This window comes from Streptomyces sp. NBC_01171 (assembly GCF_045039805.1).
Lineage (GTDB): Bacteria > Actinomycetota > Actinomycetes > Streptomycetales > Streptomycetaceae > Streptomyces.
In genome coordinates, this window is record NZ_CP108609.1 from 5,361,078 (window position 1) to 5,380,029 (window position 18,952).

General features: G+C 71.3%; 19 protein-coding genes. 17 read left to right on the forward strand and 2 right to left on the reverse strand.

The features are described from left to right. Nucleotides 1-168 precede the first annotated feature (168 nt). From OG448_RS24685 to OG448_RS24760, 16 genes are all read left to right on the forward strand, one after another. Nucleotides 169-1,326 carry an MFS transporter gene (locus tag OG448_RS24685; RefSeq protein ID WP_405558941.1) on the forward strand — a complete coding sequence of 386 codons (1,158 nt, stop codon included), beginning with the start codon at nucleotides 169-171 and terminating at the stop codon, nucleotides 1,324-1,326. A 9-nt stretch (nucleotides 1,327-1,335) separates the two neighbouring features. Next, nucleotides 1,336-2,697, forward strand: a complete 1,362-nt coding sequence (pafA, locus tag OG448_RS24690; RefSeq protein WP_030812727.1) for a Pup--protein ligase — start codon at nucleotides 1,336-1,338, stop codon at nucleotides 2,695-2,697. Nucleotides 2,698-2,841: 144 nt separating this feature from the next. Continuing rightward, nucleotides 2,842-3,843 carry an FKBP-type peptidyl-prolyl cis-trans isomerase gene (locus tag OG448_RS24695; RefSeq protein ID WP_405556945.1) on the forward strand — a complete coding sequence of 334 codons (1,002 nt, stop codon included), beginning with the start codon at nucleotides 2,842-2,844 and terminating at the stop codon, nucleotides 3,841-3,843. A gap of 74 nt (nucleotides 3,844-3,917) precedes the next feature. After that, a complete protein-coding gene (locus OG448_RS24700) occupies nucleotides 3,918-4,298 on the forward strand; it encodes an FKBP-type peptidyl-prolyl cis-trans isomerase (RefSeq protein WP_031180035.1) in 381 nt (126 codons plus the stop codon). Nucleotides 4,299-4,479: 181 nt separating this feature from the next. Further along, nucleotides 4,480-5,433 carry a helix-turn-helix transcriptional regulator gene (locus OG448_RS24705; protein WP_405556947.1) on the forward strand — a complete coding sequence of 318 codons (954 nt, stop codon included), beginning with the start codon at nucleotides 4,480-4,482 and terminating at the stop codon, nucleotides 5,431-5,433. A gap of 20 nt (nucleotides 5,434-5,453) precedes the next feature. Next, on the forward strand, nucleotides 5,454-6,449 hold the full coding sequence (locus OG448_RS24710; protein ID WP_405556948.1) for a helix-turn-helix transcriptional regulator: 996 nt from the start codon (nucleotides 5,454-5,456) through the stop codon (nucleotides 6,447-6,449). Between the two features lie 59 nt (nucleotides 6,450-6,508). After that, on the forward strand, nucleotides 6,509-6,742 hold the full coding sequence (locus tag OG448_RS24715; protein WP_244317667.1) for a hypothetical protein: 234 nt from the start codon (nucleotides 6,509-6,511) through the stop codon (nucleotides 6,740-6,742). Nucleotides 6,743-6,773: 31 nt separating this feature from the next. After that, entirely contained in the window at nucleotides 6,774-6,968 is a 195-nt protein-coding gene (locus OG448_RS24720; protein ID WP_086693401.1) for a hypothetical protein, read from the forward strand. Nucleotides 6,969-7,225: 257 nt separating this feature from the next. After that, complete coding sequence (gene tatA, locus OG448_RS24725; protein WP_391299820.1) at nucleotides 7,226-7,510, forward strand: Sec-independent protein translocase subunit TatA; 285 nt, start codon at nucleotides 7,226-7,228, stop codon at nucleotides 7,508-7,510. Between the two features lie 90 nt (nucleotides 7,511-7,600). Next, complete coding sequence (gene tatC, locus OG448_RS24730; RefSeq protein ID WP_405558944.1) at nucleotides 7,601-8,497, forward strand: twin-arginine translocase subunit TatC; 897 nt, start codon at nucleotides 7,601-7,603, stop codon at nucleotides 8,495-8,497. 126 nt (nucleotides 8,498-8,623) lie between these two features. After that, complete coding sequence (locus OG448_RS24735; protein WP_405556950.1) at nucleotides 8,624-11,476, forward strand: DEAD/DEAH box helicase; 2,853 nt, start codon at nucleotides 8,624-8,626, stop codon at nucleotides 11,474-11,476. A 296-nt stretch (nucleotides 11,477-11,772) separates the two neighbouring features. Next, nucleotides 11,773-13,416 (forward strand): ATP-binding protein, encoded by a 1,644-nt coding sequence (locus OG448_RS24740; RefSeq protein ID WP_405556952.1) that lies wholly within the window; start codon nucleotides 11,773-11,775, stop codon nucleotides 13,414-13,416. Further along, entirely contained in the window at nucleotides 13,413-13,820 is a 408-nt protein-coding gene (locus OG448_RS24745) for a roadblock/LC7 domain-containing protein (RefSeq protein WP_030812755.1), read from the forward strand. The genes OG448_RS24740 and OG448_RS24745 overlap by 4 nt, the downstream gene beginning before the upstream one ends. Then, nucleotides 13,817-14,227 (forward strand): DUF742 domain-containing protein, encoded by a 411-nt coding sequence (locus OG448_RS24750; RefSeq protein ID WP_405556953.1) that lies wholly within the window; start codon nucleotides 13,817-13,819, stop codon nucleotides 14,225-14,227. The genes OG448_RS24745 and OG448_RS24750 overlap by 4 nt, the downstream gene beginning before the upstream one ends. Then, nucleotides 14,208-14,837: an ATP/GTP-binding protein gene (locus tag OG448_RS24755; RefSeq protein ID WP_135792653.1), complete on the forward strand. Its 630-nt coding sequence runs from the start codon at nucleotides 14,208-14,210 to the stop codon at nucleotides 14,835-14,837. Before OG448_RS24750 ends, OG448_RS24755 begins: the two co-directional genes overlap by 20 nt. A gap of 44 nt (nucleotides 14,838-14,881) precedes the next feature. Further along, nucleotides 14,882-16,381: a cytochrome P450 gene (locus OG448_RS24760; protein WP_405556955.1), complete on the forward strand. Its 1,500-nt coding sequence runs from the start codon at nucleotides 14,882-14,884 to the stop codon at nucleotides 16,379-16,381. 9 nt (nucleotides 16,382-16,390) lie between these two features. On the opposite strand, the gene OG448_RS24765 is transcribed toward OG448_RS24760, so the two are convergent. After that, on the reverse strand, nucleotides 16,391-17,344 hold the full coding sequence (locus OG448_RS24765; protein ID WP_405556957.1) for a pseudouridine synthase: 954 nt from the start codon (nucleotides 17,342-17,344) through the stop codon (nucleotides 16,391-16,393). Between the two features lie 70 nt (nucleotides 17,345-17,414). On the opposite strand from OG448_RS24765, the gene OG448_RS24770 reads away from it, so the two are divergent. Beyond that, nucleotides 17,415-17,996 (forward strand): GNAT family N-acetyltransferase, encoded by a 582-nt coding sequence (locus tag OG448_RS24770; RefSeq protein ID WP_405556959.1) that lies wholly within the window; start codon nucleotides 17,415-17,417, stop codon nucleotides 17,994-17,996. Between the two features lie 15 nt (nucleotides 17,997-18,011). On the opposite strand, the gene OG448_RS24775 is transcribed toward OG448_RS24770, so the two are convergent. Continuing rightward, a complete protein-coding gene (locus OG448_RS24775) occupies nucleotides 18,012-18,854 on the reverse strand; it encodes a siderophore-interacting protein (RefSeq protein ID WP_405556961.1) in 843 nt (280 codons plus the stop codon). Nucleotides 18,855-18,952 lie beyond the last annotated feature (98 nt).

An 18,952-nucleotide genomic window follows, 5' to 3' on the forward strand; every position in this document is an offset into this window, starting at 1 on the left:
CGGTAGTTATACGTAACACTTCGGAGACGTCGCGGCGGTCCGGAGCGGCCGCTGAAGGGGCGGGACATGGCGACGGGTTATCTGGAGATCCTGCGGGCGCGGCATGCGCTGCGCCTGCTGACGGGGACGCTGGTGGGCCGGCTGCCCAACGCCACGGCGCCGATCGCCATGGTGCTGTTCGTGCGCGCGGAGGGCGGTACGTACAGCCTGGCGGGCGCGCTGGCGGCGGTGTACGGGGTGGCGAACGCGGTGGGGCAGCCGCTGCTGGGGCGGCTGGTGGACCTGTACGGGCAGCCGCGGGTGCAGTTGCCGGCGGCGGTGGCGTCGGCGCTGGCGATGGCGGGGTTCGCGTTCTGCGGGATCGGTCCGCTGGGGCTCGCCTACGCGTTGGTGGCGCTGGCGGGGCTGTGCACTCCGCCGCTGGAGGGCGGGCTGCGGGCGCTGTGGCCGTCGGTGCTGCGCCGGGGGGACCAGGTGCACACGGCGTACGCGCTGGACGCTGTGGCGCAGGAGGTGATGTTCACGGTCGGGCCGCTGCTGGTGACGCTGTGCGTGTCGGTGTGGTCGGAGCGGGCGGCGCTGCTGGTGCTGAACGTGGTGGGGGTGCTGGGGGCGCTGTCGGTGGTGGTGTCGGCGCCGTCGCGGGCGTGGCGCTCGGAGCCCCGGGAGGCGCACTGGCTGGGCGCGCTGAGGTCGCGGGGGCTGCTGGCGCTGCTGGGGGCGTTCCTGTTCGTGGGGATCGCGATGGGCTCGATCACGGTGGCGTCGGTGTCGTACGCGGACGGGCACGGTGGTGACGCGGTGTACGGCTGGATGATGGCGGGGCTGGGCCTCGGCGCGCTGGCCGGCGGGACGGTGTACGGGGCGCGGCGGTGGTCCGGGGTGCCGGAGCGGCGGCTCAGGGTGCTGGTGGCGCTGCTGGCGGTGTGTTACCTGCCGCTGTGGTGGATGCCGGGCGTGGTGCCGATGGTGCTGCTGTCGGTGGTGTCGGGGGTGTTCCTGGCGCCGTGCATCGCGTGCGCGTTCATCATCGTGGACCGGCATGCTCCGGTGGGGACGGTGACGGAGGCGTTCTCGTGGCTGGTGACGACGTTCATGGTGGGTGCGTCGGTGGGGACGGGGCTCGCGGGGCCGGTGGTCCAGTCGGGTGGTGCGTCATGGGGGTTCGCGCTGCCGGGGGTGGCGGGGGGTGTGTCGTTGCTGGTGCTGCTGGCCACGGGACGGGTGCTGACGGCTCCTGTCGGGGGCGGTGTGGTTGCGGCTTCATCGGAAAATGATCCAGATCGTGCTGCCGAACCCCGTTTCAGTTCAGGGGATCGGGCGTAATGTTCAGTCATGGACCGCCGCATTTTCGGGCTGGAGAACGAGTACGGCGTCACGTGCACGTTCAGGGGACAGCGGCGTCTGTCTCCTGACGAGGTGGCGCGGTACCTCTTCCGCCGTGTCGTGTCATGGGGCCGCAGCAGCAATGTCTTTCTGCGGAACGGCGCTCGGCTGTATCTCGACGTGGGCTCACATCCGGAATACGCGACACCCGAGTGTGACAATGTGACCGAGTTGGTCACCCACGACAAGGCCGGCGAGCGCATTCTCGAGGGACTCCTGGTGGACGCGGAACGACGCCTGCACGAGGAGGGAATCGCGGGCGACGTCTACCTCTTCAAGAACAACACCGACTCGGCGGGCAACTCCTATGGTTGCCACGAGAACTATCTGGTGGCGCGGCACGGGGAGTTCTCCCGGCTCGCGGACATCCTCATCCCGTTCCTGGTGACCCGGCAGTTGCTGTGTGGGGCGGGCAAGGTGCTCCAGACGCCGCGTGGTGCGGTGTACTGCGTGAGCCAGCGGGCGGAGCACATCTGGGAGGGCGTGTCGTCGGCGACGACGCGTTCGAGGCCGATCATCAACACCCGTGACGAGCCGCACGCGGACGCCGAGCGTTACCGGCGCCTGCATGTCATCGTGGGCGACTCGAACATGTCCGAGACGACGATGCTGCTGAAGGTCGGCGCCACCGATCTGGTGCTGCGCATGATCGAGGCGGGCACGGTGATGCGGGATCTGACGCTGGAGAACCCGATCCGGGCGATCCGCGAGGTCAGCCATGACATCACCGGCCGGCGCAAGGTGCGTCTGGCCAGTGGCCGGGAGGCGTCGGCGCTGGAGGTGCAGCGCGAGTACTTCGACAAGGCGGTGGACTTCTGCGACCGCCGGGGCATCCGTACGGGCACGGTCGCGCAGGTGCTGGAGCTGTGGGGCCGGACGCTGGACGCGATCGAGACGGAGGACCTGGACCGGATCGGTACCGAGATCGACTGGGTGATGAAGTACAAGCTCATCGAGCGGTACCGCGAGAAGCACAACATGACGATGTCGCACCCGCGGGTCGCGCAGATAGACCTCGCGTATCACGACATCCACCGGCGTCGTGGGCTGTACTACCTGCTGGAGAAGAAGGGTCAGGCGGCGCGGATCTGCAATGACCTGAAGATCTTCGAGGGCAAGTCGGTGCCGCCGCAGACGACTCGGGCGCGGCTTCGCGGTGACTTCATCCGGCGGGCGCAGGAACAGCGCCGGGACTTCACGGTCGACTGGGTGCATCTGAAGCTCAACGACCAGGCGCAGCGCACGGTGTTGTGCAAGGACCCGTTCCGTTCGGTGGACGACCGGGTGGAGAAACTGATCGCCGGAATGTAGGAGCGGCCCCTCCGGCCGCGGCTTTCGGCGCCGTATTGCCGTCAGCGCCACACGGGCGCCGTACGTTTCCCGTACGGCGCCCTTGTCACGCCGTAGAGTTGCGCGCACCAATCCGCAAGATCGACCGATTACGAGGCATCTCCCGTGCGCCGACGCTCACTCCTCATGGCCGCCGTTCCCGCTGGACTGGTCACGCTCGCCGGGTGCGGCGACGGCGATTCGAAGTCCAGCAAGAGCAGTGCGTCCCCCTCGCCGTCGGCGTCGTCTCCTCCGCCGCCGAAGATCGTGGAGGGTCCGCTGCCGGCGATCACGGCGGGGACGAAGTTCGGGGAGAAGCCGACGGTCGCCAAGGGGACGGGGGAGCCGTCGAAGGACCTGGCGGTCAAGACGGTGATCGCGGGCAACGGCCGGACGGTGGCGGAGAACGACTTCATCAAGGCGAACTACCTGGGCCAGATCTGGAGCTCGGGGAAGGTCTTCGACAATTCCTACGACCGTAATCCGCTGGTGCTCCAGTTGGCGCAGGGCAGCATCATCGACGGCTGGCGGTACGCGCTGACCGGGAAGAAGATCGGCAGCCGGGTGGAGATCGCGGTGCCGCCGACCTGGGGGTACGGGCCGTCGGGCAACGAGCAGGCGGGGATCAAGGGCACGGACACGCTGGTGTTCGTGATCGATCTGCTGGACTCCTACAACACCAAGAGCTCGGCGAAGGGCAAGGAGGTCCCGCAGACGGACCCGGCCCTGCCCAAGGTGGCCACGAACACGGACGGCAATGTGCCGAAGGTGACGCTGCCGAAGTCGGACCCGCCGAAGAAGCTGGTGTCGAACTACATCCTCGAGGGTGACGGGGACGAGGTCACCAAGAAGCAGGCGATCCTGTGCCAGTTCCAGGGGCTGGAGTGGCAGGGCGGCCGGACGTTCCAGAAGACGTACGGCTCCGGGCGCCTGAGCCAGTTCTCGGTGGAGCAGATGGAGCAGGTCGTCAAGGGTCTGGCGCAGGGGGTCACGGGGAAGAAGGTCGGCAGCCGGGTGCTGATCGTGGTGCCGCCGGACCTGGGCTACGGCGACAACCCGCCGAGCGGGAGCGGTATCAAGAAGGGCGCCACGCTGGTCTTCACGGTGGACATCCTCGCGGCGATGTAGCGCGCCGGGCGCCGGAGCTGCGGGGATGACAGACTGTCCATGTTTCGTTTCGTACACACGCAGGAGCTTTTGACGTGAGCATCGACAAGCCCGAGGTCGACTTTCCGGGCGGCGAGCCGCCGAAGGACCTTGAGATCAAGGACATCTGGGAGGGCGACGGCGAGGTCGCCGAGGCGGGCGACGTCGTCAAGGTGCACTACGTGGGCGTCGCGTTCTCCACGGGTGAGGAGTTCGACGCGTCCTGGAACCGCGGCACGCCGCTGGACTTCCAGCTCGGTGTCGGCCAGGTCATCCAGGGCTGGGACAAGGGTGTGCAGGGCATGAAGGTCGGCGGCCGCCGCCAGCTCGTGATCCCCGCGCACCTCGCCTACGGCGACCGGGGTGCCGGTGGCCGGATCGCGCCGGGCGAGACGCTGATCTTCGTCTGCGACCTCGTGGGCGTCGGCAAGCGCTGACCCGACCGGTCACGCCTGATCGTTTCTGAATGAAGTGGGGCCCGCGCCTGGCGTGCGGGCCCTTCTTCTTTGACCGCCCTCGTCCGTGATGGCCCCCATTCTTTGCTTCGGCTTTTGCCGCGCCACCTGGGAGCGGTACGGTCGACGGTCGGAAGCACATGAGGGAAGGCGTAGGGCGTCGATGGCCATTGCCAAGGCCGAGCGGTTGATGAACCTCGCGCTGTGCCTGCTCGGCGCACGGCGGCCGCTCAGCAAGCGCGAGCTGCGCGGGTCCATCGAGGCGTACCTGGAAGCGGGGTCGGACGACTCCTTCAACCGCATGTTCGAACGGGACAAGGACGACCTGCGCGAGCTGGGCCTGGTCATCGAGACCGTGGAGAACCTCGAGGGCGAGGTCGGCTATCTCGCGCGCCGTGACAGCAACCGGCTGCCCGCGATCACCCTGGACGCCGAGGAGGCCGCCGCCCTGGGCCTGGCCGCCAAGGTGTGGCAGCAGGCCCGCCTGGCCGGCGCGGCCAGCGGCGCCCTGCAGAAGCTGCGCGCGGCCGGGCTGCCCGAGGACGTCGACCCCTACGGTTCACACGGCGCGCTGGAGCCGCGCATCCCGGTGCACGAGGCCGCGTTCGAGCCGCTGATGCTGGCCTGCCGGGACCGCCGCCCGGTGGTCTTCGACTACCGCAAGGCGTCCGCCGCGCACCCCGAGACCCGGCACGTCGAGCCGTGGGCGCTGGAGTGCTGGCGCGGCCACTGGTACCTGGCCGGCTTCGACCGCGAGCGCGGTGCGGAGCGGGTCTTCCGGCTGTCCCGGATCACCGGCAAGGTCCGCGCCCGCGGTACGGGCTTCACCGCGCCGGTGCCGGACGTGGTGACCGTGCGGGAGACCGTCCGGGGCTGGGCGGGGGAGACCGCCGACCGCTCCGCGCTGATCCGGCTGCGCTCCGGGGCCGGCTACCCCTTGCGGGCCAGGGCCACCAAGGTGCGCGAACTGGGCGACGGCTGGGACGAGTTGGAGATTCCGTACGGGCACGGGCTGGATGCCTGGCTGGTGGAGTTCGGGCCGGACGTGGTGGTGCTGGAACCGGCCGAGCTGCGGGCGGACGTGGTGGACCGGCTGCGTGCCGTGGCCAAGGGCTGAGGGGGAGCGGAGCGAACACCATGGCAGGCAAACCGGCGAGGCCCGTGAACGCCATCGACCAGACCCGGCGGATGCTGTCGCTGGTCACGTATCTGCGCGAGCGCCCCGGCGCCCGGATCGCGGACGTGGCCCGCGCCTTCGGCATCACCGAGGACGAACTCGTCTCCGACCTGGACGTGCTGCCCATGTGCGGCACTTCTTTCCGCGGCGGGGACCTGCTGGACATCGACACCGACGGCGAGCGCATCTGGTGGCACAACCCGGCCGCCCTCGGCGAGGACGCGGCCGAGCCGCTCAGGCTCGCCGCCGACGAGGCGACCGCGCTGCTGGTGGCCGCCCGCGCGGTGGCCACCCTGCCCGGCCTGCGCGAGAGCGACCGGCAGGCGCTGGTACGGGCCACCGCCAAGGTGGAGACCGCCGCCGGCGACGCGGCCGGGGCCAGCTCCCGGCTGTCGGTGACCTTCGAGTCCGAGGGCGGCGTCTTCGCCGACGTGGACCGGGCCATCTCCGAGCGGCGCCGGCTGTGGGTGCGCTACTACTCCCCGGCCCGCGACGAGCTGACCGAGCGGGAGATCGACCCGATCCGCCTGGTCACCATGGGGCACACCTACGTCGAGGCGTGGTGCCGCCGCTCGGAGGCGCGCCGTACCTTCCGGCTGGACCGGGTCGCGGAGATCCGGATTCTCGACGAGCCGGCCGCGCCGCCCGAGATAGAACCGCGCGACCTGTCCGAGGGGCTGGTGCAGCCCGCCGCCGAGGACCCCGAGGTCGTGGTGGAGGTCGGCCCCGGCGGGCGCTGGGTCGCCGAGTACTACCCGCACGACACGGCCGAGGAGCTGCCCGACGGCGGCCTGCGCATCACCCTGCGCACCCCCGACCCGGCCTCGCTGCGCCGGCTCGCCCTGCGGCTCGGGCCCGACGGCCGGATCGTGTCGCCGCCCGACCTGGCCGACCGTGCCCGCCGGGCCGCCCGTGAGGCGCTGGCCGCGTACGAGGGGCGGGAGCACACGCCGTGAACGAGACCTCGGTGCCCGGGACGACGCGCGAGGTGACTGCGGCCGCCGCCTTCGCCGGGATGCGGCGCGTCGTCCCCGTGGTGTTCAAGGCGGCCTGCCCCGACTGCCGGGGCCGGTTCGAACTCGCCGCGAACGCGCTGCGGCTGGCCATCGGCGGCTCCAGCCGGACCACCTTCTACTCCTTCACCTGCCCCGAGTGCGGCACGGCCGTGCGCAAGCCCGCCGGGGACCGGATCGTGCAACTGCTCAGCGGGGCCGGGGTGCGGACCCTGCGGCTGCACTCCACTGTCTGAGACGGTTCCGAGACGGTCTAGGCTCGTCCTCATGTTCTGGCCGATGTTCGCGGTAGCCATGGGGTTTCTGGGTCTCGCCGTTCTGGGGGTGCTCGCCGTCCGCGTCTTCGTGGCCGCGCGGCAACTCGGCCTCCAGGTGGCCGACTCCGGGCGCCGCATCAGCCGTGCGGCCGAGGACCTGGAGCGGGCCGCGGTGAGCACCGCCCGCGCCGCCGACACGCTCTGACCTGCGGGGCGAGCAGGGCGCCGGAAACGCCACAAGCGGTTTGCGTCACTTCGCCCTGTCATGCGGGACAGACGTACGGGTACGCTGCTGGTCGCGGTGCGGAGAACGAGGCGCGTACCGCCGACCGGGAGTACGCACGGGGATTGCCTCTCGTTTACCCCTGAGCGTTACGATCGCTGCCGGCACGACCATCCGGACGCTTGTCCGAGCGGTCGGACAGCACCCCCACCCCCGCCTCGGTGAGAAGGTACTAACTCATGATCGGAAGGCTCGGTCCTACCGAGATCATTCTCATTCTCGTCGTCGTCTTCCTGCTCTTCGGTGCGAAGAAGCTTCCGGACATGGCCCGTTCGCTGGGCAAGTCCGCGCGCATCCTCAAGAGCGAGGCGAAGGCGATGAAGGAGGAGGGCAACACCTCCGCTCCGGCCGGTCCGCCGAACCCCGGCGAGCAGCCCCCCGCGCAGCGCACCATCCAGGCCGCCCCCGGCGACGTGAACAGCGCCCGCCCGGTCAACGAGCCCACGGACACCACCCAGCGCTGACCCGCGGCCGCATCACCGGCCTGCCGCACGAGATGAGGACGTGGGTTGCTCAAGTCTGCCCGCAAGAAAGAGAAGGACCCCGAGGGGCGGATGCCCCTCGTGGAGCACCTGCGTGAGCTGCGCAACCGGCTCGCCAAGGGCATGTTGGCGATCACGGTCGTCTCCGTGGTGGTCGCCTTCTACAGCCAGGACCTGATGTCCTTCCTCTCGCATCCGGTCCCGCGCTGCACCGAGGGTCTGGGTGAGTCCACCGGAGGCTCCTGCGCGGTCATCGCCTACACCGACCTGCTGTCGCCCTTCACCACCACGGTGAAGGTCTGCTTCATGGCGGGCGTCGTCCTCTCCAGCCCCGTCTGGCTCTACCAGCTCTGGGCGTTCATCGCGCCGGGACTGCACCGGAACGAGCGCAAGTACACCTACGGGTTCGTGGCCGCGGCCGTGCCGCTCTTCATGGCGGGCGCCTGGCTCGCCTACACGATCCTGCCGATCAGCATGCGGGTGCTGCTGGGCATCACCCCCGACGGCTCGGCGAACATCCTGCCGATGGACAAGGTCCTGGACTTCATCGTCCGGATGATCCTCATCTTCGGCGGCGCCTTCGAGCTGCCGCTGCTGCTGGTCATGCTGAACTTCGCCGGTGTGGTGACCGGGCGCCGCATGGCCGGCTGGTGGCGCGGCGTGGTCATGGGCGTCTTCGTCTTCGGCGCCGTCGCCACCCCCACCACGGACCCCTTCGGCATGATCGCGCTGGCCGGCCCCATCGTGGTGCTGTACTTCATCGCCGTCGGCATCGCCCTGCTCAACGACCGCCGCCGCCGGCACGCCGAGGAGGCCGCCGAGCTGGACGACGACGAAGCCTCGCCGCTCGACCACCGGCCGGAGCCGATCGCCGGCCCCGAGCGGCTGACCGCCGCCGTTCCCGAGCAGGCCCGCCAGGCCGAGGCCCTGCCGCCGGGCCGGTACGAGGGCTACGACGACGTCACCTGAGCGGACCAGTACCCGTGAGCGAGGGGCCGGACGGATCTTCCGTCCGGCCCCTCGTCCGTGGGGGCGACCGCCTGGGCGGACTGGTCGGAGGCGGGCATTCCGGTTCGGTGGGCGTGGGAAGCGATAATGATCGTCCTGTTGTCGGTGCGGGCCGGTACGCTCGAAAGCACGATGACAGAGGACCTCTCACCGGCCGAGCGGTACGCGGCGTCCCGAGTGCGGGCAGCCGAGCAGGCCACCGCGCTCGCGGGCTTCCGCGAGATGTACGACTTCGGCCTCGACGACTTCCAGGTGGAAGCCTGCTCTGCGCTGGAGGGCGGCAAGGGCGTGCTGGTGGCCGCCCCCACCGGCTCGGGCAAGACGATCGTGGGCGAGTTCGCCGTCCACCTCGCCCTGGAACAGGGCAAGAAATGCTTCTACACGACACCCATCAAGGCGCTGTCGAACCAGAAGTACGCCGACCTGTGCCGCCGCTACGGAGCCGACAAGGTCGGCCTCCTCACCGGCGACAACAGCGTGAACTCCGACGCACCCATCGTCGTCATGACGACCGAGGTGCTGCGGAACATGCTGTACGCGGGCTCCCAGACCCTCCTGGGCCTCGGCTACGTGGTCATGGACGAGGTGCACTACCTCTCCGACCGCTTCCGGGGCGCCGTCTGGGAAGAGGTGATCATCCACCTGCCCGAGTCGGTGACCCTGGTGTCGCTGTCGGCCACCGTGTCCAACGCCGAGGAGTTCGGCGACTGGCTGGACACCGTGCGCGGCGACACCGAGGTGATCGTCTCCGAGCACCGGCCCGTACCGCTGTTCCAGCACGTGCTCGCCGGGCGGCGGATGTACGACCTGTTCGAGGAGGGTGAGGGCAGCAGGAAGGCCGTCAACCCCGACCTCGCCCGGCTCGCCCGGATGGAGGCCACCCGGCCCTCCTACCAGGACCGCAGGCGCGGCCGTGCCATGCGCGAGGCCGACCGGGAGCGGGAGCGCCGGCAGCGCCAGCGCGCCTGGACGCCGGGGCGTCCCGAGGTCATCGAGCGCCTGGACGCCGAGGGTCTGCTGCCCGCCATCACCTTCATCTTCAGCCGCGCCGCCTGCGAGGCCGCCGTCCAGCAGTGCCTGTACGCGGGCCTCAGGCTCAACGACGAGGAGGAGCGGGAACAGGTCCGCGCCCTGGTCGAGGAGCGCACCGCGAACATCCCCTCCGAGGACCTGCACGTCCTCGGCTACTACGAGTGGCTCGAGGGCCTGGAACGCGGCATCGCCGCCCACCACGCCGGCATGCTGCCGACCTTCAAGGAGGTCGTGGAGGAGCTGTTCGTGCGCGGGCTGGTCAAGGCCGTGTTCGCCACCGAGACCCTGGCGCTCGGCATCAACATGCCCGCCCGCTCGGTGGTGCTGGAGAAGCTCGTCAAGTGGAACGGCGAACAGCACGCCGACATCACCCCCGGTGAGTACACCCAGCTCACCGGCCGGGCCGGCCGCCGGGGCATCGACGTCGAGGGCCACGCCGTGGTGCTGTGGCAGCGGGGGATGAGCCCCGAGCACCTGGCCGGGCTCGCGGGCACCCGCACCTATCCGCTGCGCTCCAGCTTCAAGCCGTCGTACAACATGGCGGTCAACCTGGTCGAGCAGTTCGGGCGGCACCGCTCGCGCGAGCTGCTGGAGACGTCGTTCGCGCAGTTCCAGGCCGACAAGTCGGTCGTCGGGATCTCCCGGCAGGTGCAGCGCAACGAGGAGGGCCTGGAGGGCTACAAGGACTCCATGACCTGTCACCTCGGTGACTTCGACGAGTACGCGCGGCTGCGCCGCGAACTCAAGGACCGGGAGACCGAGCTGGCCCGCCAGGGCGCCAACCAGCGGCGCGCCGAGGCCGCCGTCGCCCTGGAGAAGCTCAAGCCGGGCGACATCATCCACGTGCCCACCGGCAAGTACGCGGGCCTCGCGCTCGTGCTCGACCCCGGCCTGCCCGCCGGGCGGACCGGCGGGCAGCGGGGCTTCGACCACCACGACGGGCCCCGCCCGCTGGTGCTCACCGCCGAACGGCAGGTCAAGCGGCTGGCGTCGATGGACTTCCCCGTCCCGGTGGAGGCGCTGGACCGGATGCGCATCCCGAAGACGTTCAACGCCCGCTCCCCGCAGTCCCGTCGGGACCTCGCCTCCGCGCTGCGCACCAAGGCCGGGCACATCCCGCCGGAGCGGGCCCGCAAGAAGCGTTCGCAGGCCGCCGACGACCGGGAGATCGCCCGGCTGCGCACCGCGATCCGCGCGCACCCCTGCCACGGCTGCGACGACCGCGAGGACCACGCCCGCTGGGCCGAGCGCTACCACCGGCTCCAGCGCGACACCACGCAGTTGGAGCGGCGCATCGAGGGCCGCACCAACACCATCGCCCGGACCTTCGACCGGATCGTGGCCCTGCTGACCGAACTGGACTATCTGCGGGGCGACGAGGTCACGGCCAACGGCAAGCGGCTCGCCCGGCTCTACGGCGAGTTGGACCTGCTGGCCAGCGAATGCCTGCGCGAGGGCGTGTGGGAGGGGCTCGGCCCCGCCGAACTCGCCGCCTGCGTCTCGGCGTTGGTGTACGAGGCGCGCGTCAGCGACGACGCCATGGCACCCAAACTGCCCTCCGGGCCGGCCCAGGCCGCGCTCGGCGAGATGGTGCGGATCTGGGGGCGGCTGGACGCGCTGGAGGAGGACTTCCGGATCAGCCAGACCGAGGGGGTCGGGCAGCGGGAGCCGGATCTCGGGTTCGCCTGGATCGCCCACCAGTGGGCCTCCGGGAGGGGGCTCGACGAGGTGCTGCGGGAGGCGGAGATGCCCGCGGGGGACTTCGTGCGGTGGACGAAGCAGGTGATCGACGTTCTGGGTCAGGTGGCTGCGGCTGCTCCCGCGGAGGGCTCGACGGTGGCTCGGAACGCCCGTAAGGCTGTTGATCAGTTGCTGCGGGGAGTGGTCGCCTACTCGTCCGTGGGGTGAGGCTGTAGAGCGGGTGCGGGTGGACTGTGGCTGGTCGCGCAGTTCCCCGCGCCCCCAAGAGGGGTCGGCCCAGCCGGCCCTTTTTGCATGCCTGTCCTGCGCTACTAAGCGTGTTCGAATGGGTGCTCGCTGTGTAAATAGGGGTGACGGTACTCCTGGTGCTCGGGAGATTTCAGGTGCTTGCCGAATATGACACGGGGGTGTCCCGGTCGGATTAGGCTCGCCCGCGGCGGACCCGGTTGAGATGGATTCGGGCGCCTGTTCCCCTATATACCGTTCCTTCCCAGAAGGCATCCATGGTGAGTGTTCAGAAACCTCCCGGTGTCCGTGAACGTCCGTACGCGCAGGTGTTGTTGCCGCCCGGCCTGGTGATGGCCGCGGTGACCGCGGCCGCCGTGTTCCTGGTGCCGGGCTCCGCCCGGATCGCCGTCGCCTGCTGCGGGCTGGTGGCCACGCTGCTGCTGCTCGCCACCGCGAGCGAAGTGGTCCGGCGGGGACGCCGACTCCAGGCCGTGCAGGCCGAGAACGCCCGGCACACCGCGTATCTGGAGCACCGCATCGCCGCCCATGACGCGGAGATCGTCCGCCTCGGCTCCGAGGTGCTGCCGCTGGCGCTCGGGCGGCTGCGCGGGGGCGAGCGGCTGCGGGACGTCCTGCGCAACGTCGTCGACGAGGACCCCGAGCTGCGTCATCTCCCGCCCTCTCAGCGCGAGTTGCTACGAGTGGCGCTGCGTGGTGCCGAGCACGAGATCAACATGCGGGACGCCACCCAGCGGGCGTTCGTCACCACCGCCCGGCGCGTACAGGCCATCGTCCACCAACAGGCCAAGGAACTGCGGGAGATGGAGGAGGACCACGGCCGTAACGCCGAGGTCTTCGACGACCTGCTGCGCGTCGACCACGGCACCGCGCTGATCGGCCGCCTCGCCGACTCCATCTCGGTGCTCGGCGGCGGCCGTCCGGGCCGCCAGTGGCCGGTGCCCGTCTCGCTCTACAGCGTGCTGCGGGGCGCGATGTCCCGCATCCTGGAGTTCCCCCGGATCAACCTCGCTTCGATCGTCAACATCAACATCAAGGGCACCTCGGTCGAGCCGATCATCCACGCGGCCGCCGAGCTGTTCGACAACGCCACCCGCTACTCACCGCCCTCGACCAAGGTGCACGTCACCGCCTTCGAGGTGCAGACCGGCCTCGCCATCGAGATCGAGGACGCCGGGGTCAGCCTCAGCGAGGAGGGCCGGGCCCGCGTCGAGCAGATGATTCTGGACGCCCGCGCCGACGACGACGCGCACAACCTCGGTGACAGCCCCCGGCTCGGCCTCGCCGTGGTCGGCCGGCTCTGCAACGCCTTCGGCATGGACGTCTCGCTGCGCGCCTCCGCATACGGCGGCGTCCGCGCCATCCTCGTCGTCCCCCGCGACATGCTCACCACCGAACCCGGTGTGGGCGCCGCGCACGGCATCGGCGCCACCGCCGTGCCGATGCCCGAACTCGGCGCGCTGGAAGGCCCCAAGCGCCCGCCCAAGCGCCGCCGCCCCACCGCACCGCGCATCCCCGCCCCGGCCTCGATGGAGGACGACGTCCCCGAGGTCACCGAGTGGACGGCGAACGGGCTGCCGCAGCGCCGCAGCCGGGTGACCGTGCCGCTCAGCCAGCGCTACGCCGAACAGGCCGCCATCGAGCAGGCCGAGCGCGAGGGACGGCCCACCATCTGGTCCCGGCCCCAGCCCGAACCGGAGCCCCAGCCCCCGGCCGACCCCGAGCGGCAGAAGCTTCTCGACCGCGAACCGGGCATGTGGGTCGACGCCTTCTGGGAGGGCATGAAGAAGGGCAACGAAGGCGCCCACCCGACCGACTTCACCCGGAATCCGACCGCCTACCTGCATCTGATCGACGACTCGGCCGACACCGGCGCCGGCGACGAGGGGGAGCCCAAGTGATCCAGCAGCGTGCCAACTTCGACTGGATGCTCAAGCAACTGCACGACGGCGTACCCGGCATCGAGATGATCGTGGTGCTCTCCTCGGACGGCCTGCGCATCGCCCGCTACGGCGGCGACCCCGACGCCGCAGACCGGGTGGCCGCCGCCTGCGCCGGCGTACAGAGCCTGGCCGGGGCGGTCGCCCAGGAACTCCCGGGCAGCAGCGGCGAGATGAAGCTCGTCGTCATCGAGATCGACGGCGGCTACTTCTATCTGATGGCCGCCGGCGACAACGCCTACCTCGCCGTCCTCGCCGACGTGGTCTGCGAGCCCGGCCGGATGGGCGGCATGATGCGCGATCTCGTCGTCCGGATCGGCGCCCACCTCACTTCTCCGCCCCGGCGCGGCGGGCAGGCCGTATGACCCCGCGCCGCAAACGGCGCCTGCCGCAGGAGGCGCCCTCCCCGCCGCCCCTCGCCCCGGACGCGGGCGAGGAGGGGGACGCCGGCAGCCCCGAGCGGCTGTACGCCGTCACCGGACTGCCCGAGGGCGGGCGGGCGCAACTCGATCTGGTCACCCTGATCGTGGCGCGCTCGGCGCCCCCGCCGTCCGGCACCCCCGAACAGGCGGCCGTGCTCCGGCTCTGCTCCGCGCCCCTGTCCGTGGCCGAACTCTCGGCCTACCTCGACCTGCCGTTCAGCGCGATGACCGCGCTGATCACCGAGCTGATCGGCGCCGACCTGGTGCAGGCCCGCGCCCCGATCGTCCGCCAGGCGCTCCCCGACCGGACCCTCCTCGAAGCGGTGATGCATGGACTTCAACGCCTCTGACGCCGTCCCCGCGATCCCCGGCCCGCGCACCGAGGAGCGGCTCCCGCAGACCGCCCAGGCCGCGGTGAAGATCGTGATCGTGGGCGGCTTCGGCGTCGGCAAGACCACCATGGTCGGCTCGGTCAGCGAGATCAGACCGCTGACCACCGAGGAGACCATGACCCAGGCCGGTATCGGCATCGACGACAACTACGGCTCCGAGACCAAGACGGCCACCACCGTGGCCATGGACTTCGGCCGCATCAGCATCACCGAGAAACTGGTCCTCTACCTCTTCGGCACCCCCGGCCAGGAACGGTTCTGGTTCCTGTGGAACCGCCTCTTCGAGGGTGCGCTCGGCGCGGTCGTCCTGGTCGACACCCGCCGGCTGGACGTCAGCTTCGACGTCATGGGCCGCCTGGAGGAACGCGGCGTGCCGTTCATCGTCGCCGTCAACTCCTTCCCGGACGCGCCCCGGCACCCCGTCGAGGAGCTGCGCGGCGCGCTCGACCTGGCCCCCGAGATCCCGATCGTCGAGTGCGACGTACGGCGCCGCGCCTCCAGCCGCGACACCCTGCTGACGCTGATGCACTTCCTGCACTCCCTCGCCCGGTCCGGCGCCCTGACCTGAGCGGGCGCGCGAACCCCACCAGCCGTTTCCCGAAAGCGATCACTGTGACGCCTGAACCCCAGACCCCGACAGGCACCCCCGACACCGCACCCGGCCCGCCGCCGGGCTGCCCCGCGCACGGCACCGGCCCCGGCGGCCTGCACCGGCTGTACGGCCCGGACGCGCTCGACCTGGACGACCTCTACGAGCGACTGCGCGAGAAGCACGGCCCGGTCGCCCCCGTACTCCTTCACGACGACGTGCCCATGTGGGTGGTCCTCGGGCACGCCGAGAACCTGCACATGGTGCGCAGCCCCTCGCAGTACACCCGCGACAGCCGGGGCTGGACACCGCTGCTGGAGGGCATGGTCAAGCCCGACCATCCGCTGATGCCACACATCGCCCGGCAGCCGATCTGCGCGCACGCCGAGGGCGACGAGCACCAGCGGCTGCGCGCGGCCGTCACCGCCGCCATGGCGACCATCGACCACCGGGGCCTGCGCCGCTCCATCAACGGCTCCACCCAGGAACTCGTCAACCGCTTCTGCGGACGTGGCCGGGCCGACCTGGTCTCCCAGTTCGCCGAGCACCTGCCGATGGCCGTGATGTGCGAGATCCTCGGCATGCCCGAGGAGTACGACGACCGCATGGTGCAGGCCGCCCGGGACGCGCTCAAGGGCACCGACACCGCCATCCAGAGCCATGCCTACGTGATGGAGGCGCTCAGCGGGCTCACCACCCGGCGCCGGGCCCGCCCCGAGGACGACGTCACCAGCCACCTCATCACGCACCCGGCGGGGCTGAGCGACGACGAGGTCCGCGAGCATCTGCGGCTGCTGCTGTTCGCCGCGTACGAGACGACCGCCAACCTGCTGGCCAACGCGCTGCGCATGGTGCTGACCGAGCCGGGGTTCCGCGCCCGGCTCAACGGCGGCCAGATGACGGTGCCGGAGGCGATCGAACAGTCGCTGTGGGACGAGCCGCCGTTCAGCACCGTCCTCGGCTACTACGCCAAGCAGGACACCGAGCTGGGCGGGCAGCGCATCCGGCGGGGCGACGGGCTGCTGTTCGCGCCCGCGCCGGGCAACTTGGACCCCCGGGTGCGCCCTGATCCGACCGCGCACATGAAGGGCAACCGGTCCCATCTCGCCTTCGGCGGCGGCCCGCACGAATGCCCCGGCCAGGACATCGGGCGGGCCGTCGCCGACATCGGGGTGGACGCCCTGCTGACCCGGCTGCCGGACATCCGGCTGGAGTGCGCCGAGGAGGATCTGCGCTGGCGGTCCTCCATCGCGTCCCGGCATCTGGTGTCACTGCCGGTGCTGTTCGAGCCCAAGCCGAAGCAGGACGTCAACCGGGCGCCCAGCATGTCCTCCCTCCACCCGCACCGGGTGCGGGAACCGGTGACGCAGCCGCGCGGGTGGGCGGAGGAGAAGGCGGTGGAGCGGGTGGAGCGGGTGGAACCGGAGCCGCCCGCCGAGCCGGCGGTGTCCTGGCCCGCGTCGCCGGAGAGTGCGCCGCCGAGCCGCTGGCAGCGGATGTGGCGGTGGCTGCTGGGGGAGTAGGCCCGGCGGTCAGGCGCCCGCCCACTCCTCGGGGGACGTCCACGCCTGGAGCGTGCGCCCGCTGACGAAGCTGTGCCAGGCGCCGGTCAGCGGGTCGGTGAACTCCAGCCCGCGGGCCAGGAGTTGGAGGGGGCGCCGGAAGTCGCCGGGCGCGGTCGCGGGGGCCACCTCCGGGTAGAGGGGGTCGCCGAGGATGGGGACGCCGAGCGTGTTCAGGTGTACCCGGAGCTGGTGGGTCTGGCCGGTGGCGGGCAGCAGACGGTACCGGGCGAGGCCGTCCCGATCACGGTGCTCGGTGATCTCCACCCGCGTCACCGCGTTGGGCTCGCCCGCCACCTCCCGCGCGGCCAGCACCCCGCGCTCCTTCAGAATCCGGCTGCGCACGGTCCGGGGCAGCTCCAGCTCCGGGTCGTGCCGGGCGACCGCCTCGTACTCCTTGTGTACCCGGCGGTCGCGGAACAGGCCCTGGTAGACGCCGCGTTCCTCCGGGCGGACGGTGAACAGCACCAGTCCGGCGGTGAGTCGGTCCAGCCGGTGCGCGGCGCCGAGTTCGGGCAGGCCGAGGTCGTGGCGGAGGCGGGCGAGCAGCGTCTCGGAGACATGGGAGCCGCGCGGGGTGGTGGCCAGGAAGTGCGGCTTGTCGGCGACGACGATGTGCTCGTCCCGGTACACCACCTCGACCGGGAAGGGCACCGGCACCTCCGGCGGCAGCTCACGGTGGAACCACACGAACATCCCCGGCCGGTACGGCGCTTCCGGCCCCACCGGCAGTCCGTCGGCGCCCACCACCGCCCCGGCGTCGAACATCGCGTCCACCCTGCCCGGACCGGCGCCGGTCAGCCGCGCCACCAGATGCTCGCGCACCGTGGCCCACGCCCCGTCGACGGGCAGCCGCACCCGCACGGGGTCGACACCCCGGCGCTGGGGGAGCGGGGCGGGCGGGGGCTGCGTGCGGCGTCTCATCAGGTTCCCCAGGTTACGGGGGTGCGCCAATTCGGTTGGTCGGCCGCCCGGCGCTTGACAGGATGCCCGCATGCCGTATCTGACCAGCCCGGTGCTGCCCGAAGGAACACTCTCGCGCCGGCCGCAGCCCGAGATCCCGGCCGGTGCCGGGCTGCGCCTGCGCCCCTGGCGGGCCGAGGACGCGCCCGCCGTCCATGCCGCCTTCCAGGACCCGACGCTCAACCAGTGGCACGCGAGGTCCTGCGACTCCCCGGAGGAGGCCGCCGGCTGGATCGAGGACTGGCACGCGCAGTGGGCGCGCGAGTCCGACGCCCAGTGGGCCGTGGTGCGCACGGACACCGGCGAGCTGCGCGGCCGGGCCGCGCTGCGGGAGATCCGGCTCCGGGACGGCGTGGCCGAGGTGGCGTACTGGACGGTGGCGGGGGCGCGCGGGCAGGGCGTGGCCCGGCACGCCACGGACGCGCTGGTGCGCTGGGCGTTCGAGGAGATCGGCTTCAACCGGCTGGAGCTGATGCACGCCACCGCCAACGAGGCGTCCTGCCGGGTCGCCACCAAGGCCGGGTTCGCGGTGGAGGGCACCCGGCGCCGGGCGCTGCTGCACCCGGACGGCTGGCACGACATGCATCTGCACGCCCGGCTCAGGGGCGACTGAGCCGCCCCCGCCGACTCACGCGGCCGTGCTCTCCTGCTCGGCCTCGATCCGCGCGTTCCACTCCGGCTTGCTGGCCTGCCAGCCGTCCTCGTTGTGGCCCAGGCGCCAGTAGCCGGAGATCGACAGGTCCTCGCGCGGGATCTGCGCCTCGACCCGCAGCATCCGGCGCAGCTCCTTCACGAAGGACGCCTCGCCGTGCACGAAGGCGTGCGGCCGGCCCTCGGGGAACCGAAGCGCCCGTACGGCCTCCAGCAGGGCCTCGCCGACCGGGCGGTCCCCGCGGTGGAGCCAGACGACCTCCACATCGGAGTCGATCTTCTGCTCCTCCGCAGGCCCGGTCACCTCCACGAAGGCGTGCGCGGGCGTGCCCGGCGGCAGTGTCTCCAGGGCGCGGGCGATGGCGGGCAGCGCGCTCTCGTCCCCGACGAGCAGATGCCAGTCGGCCGTCACATCGGGGGTGTAGGCGCCGCCGGGGCCGAAGAAGCGCAGGGTCTCACCGGGGCGGACCCGGGTGGCCCAGGGCCCGGCGAGGCCCTCGTCGCCGTGGATGACGAAGTCGAGGGTCAGCTCCCGGTGCTCGGCGTCCCAGGCGCGCACGGTGTACGTACGGGTCACCGGCCACTGCTCGCGGGGGAGTTCGGCGCGGATCCGCTCCAGGTCGAACGGCTCCGGGTAGGTCATCCCGTCCACCGGGGCGAAGAGCAGCTTCACATAGTGGTCGGTCCAGGTGTCGGCCGAGAAGTCGGCCAGTCCGGCGCCGCCGAGCACGATCCGCTGGACGTGCGGGGTCAGCCGCTCGGTGCGTACCACCTGGGCGGAATGGAGCTTGCGCGGCTTTCGCCCCGGACGCTCTGCCATGACGGCCTCCTGCTGCCTCGGTTAGGTTTACCTAAGCTAGCACTTGGCGCCGGTGGCACTCCGGTGCCGGGGGTCCGTTCATCCGAAAATTTTGCCTT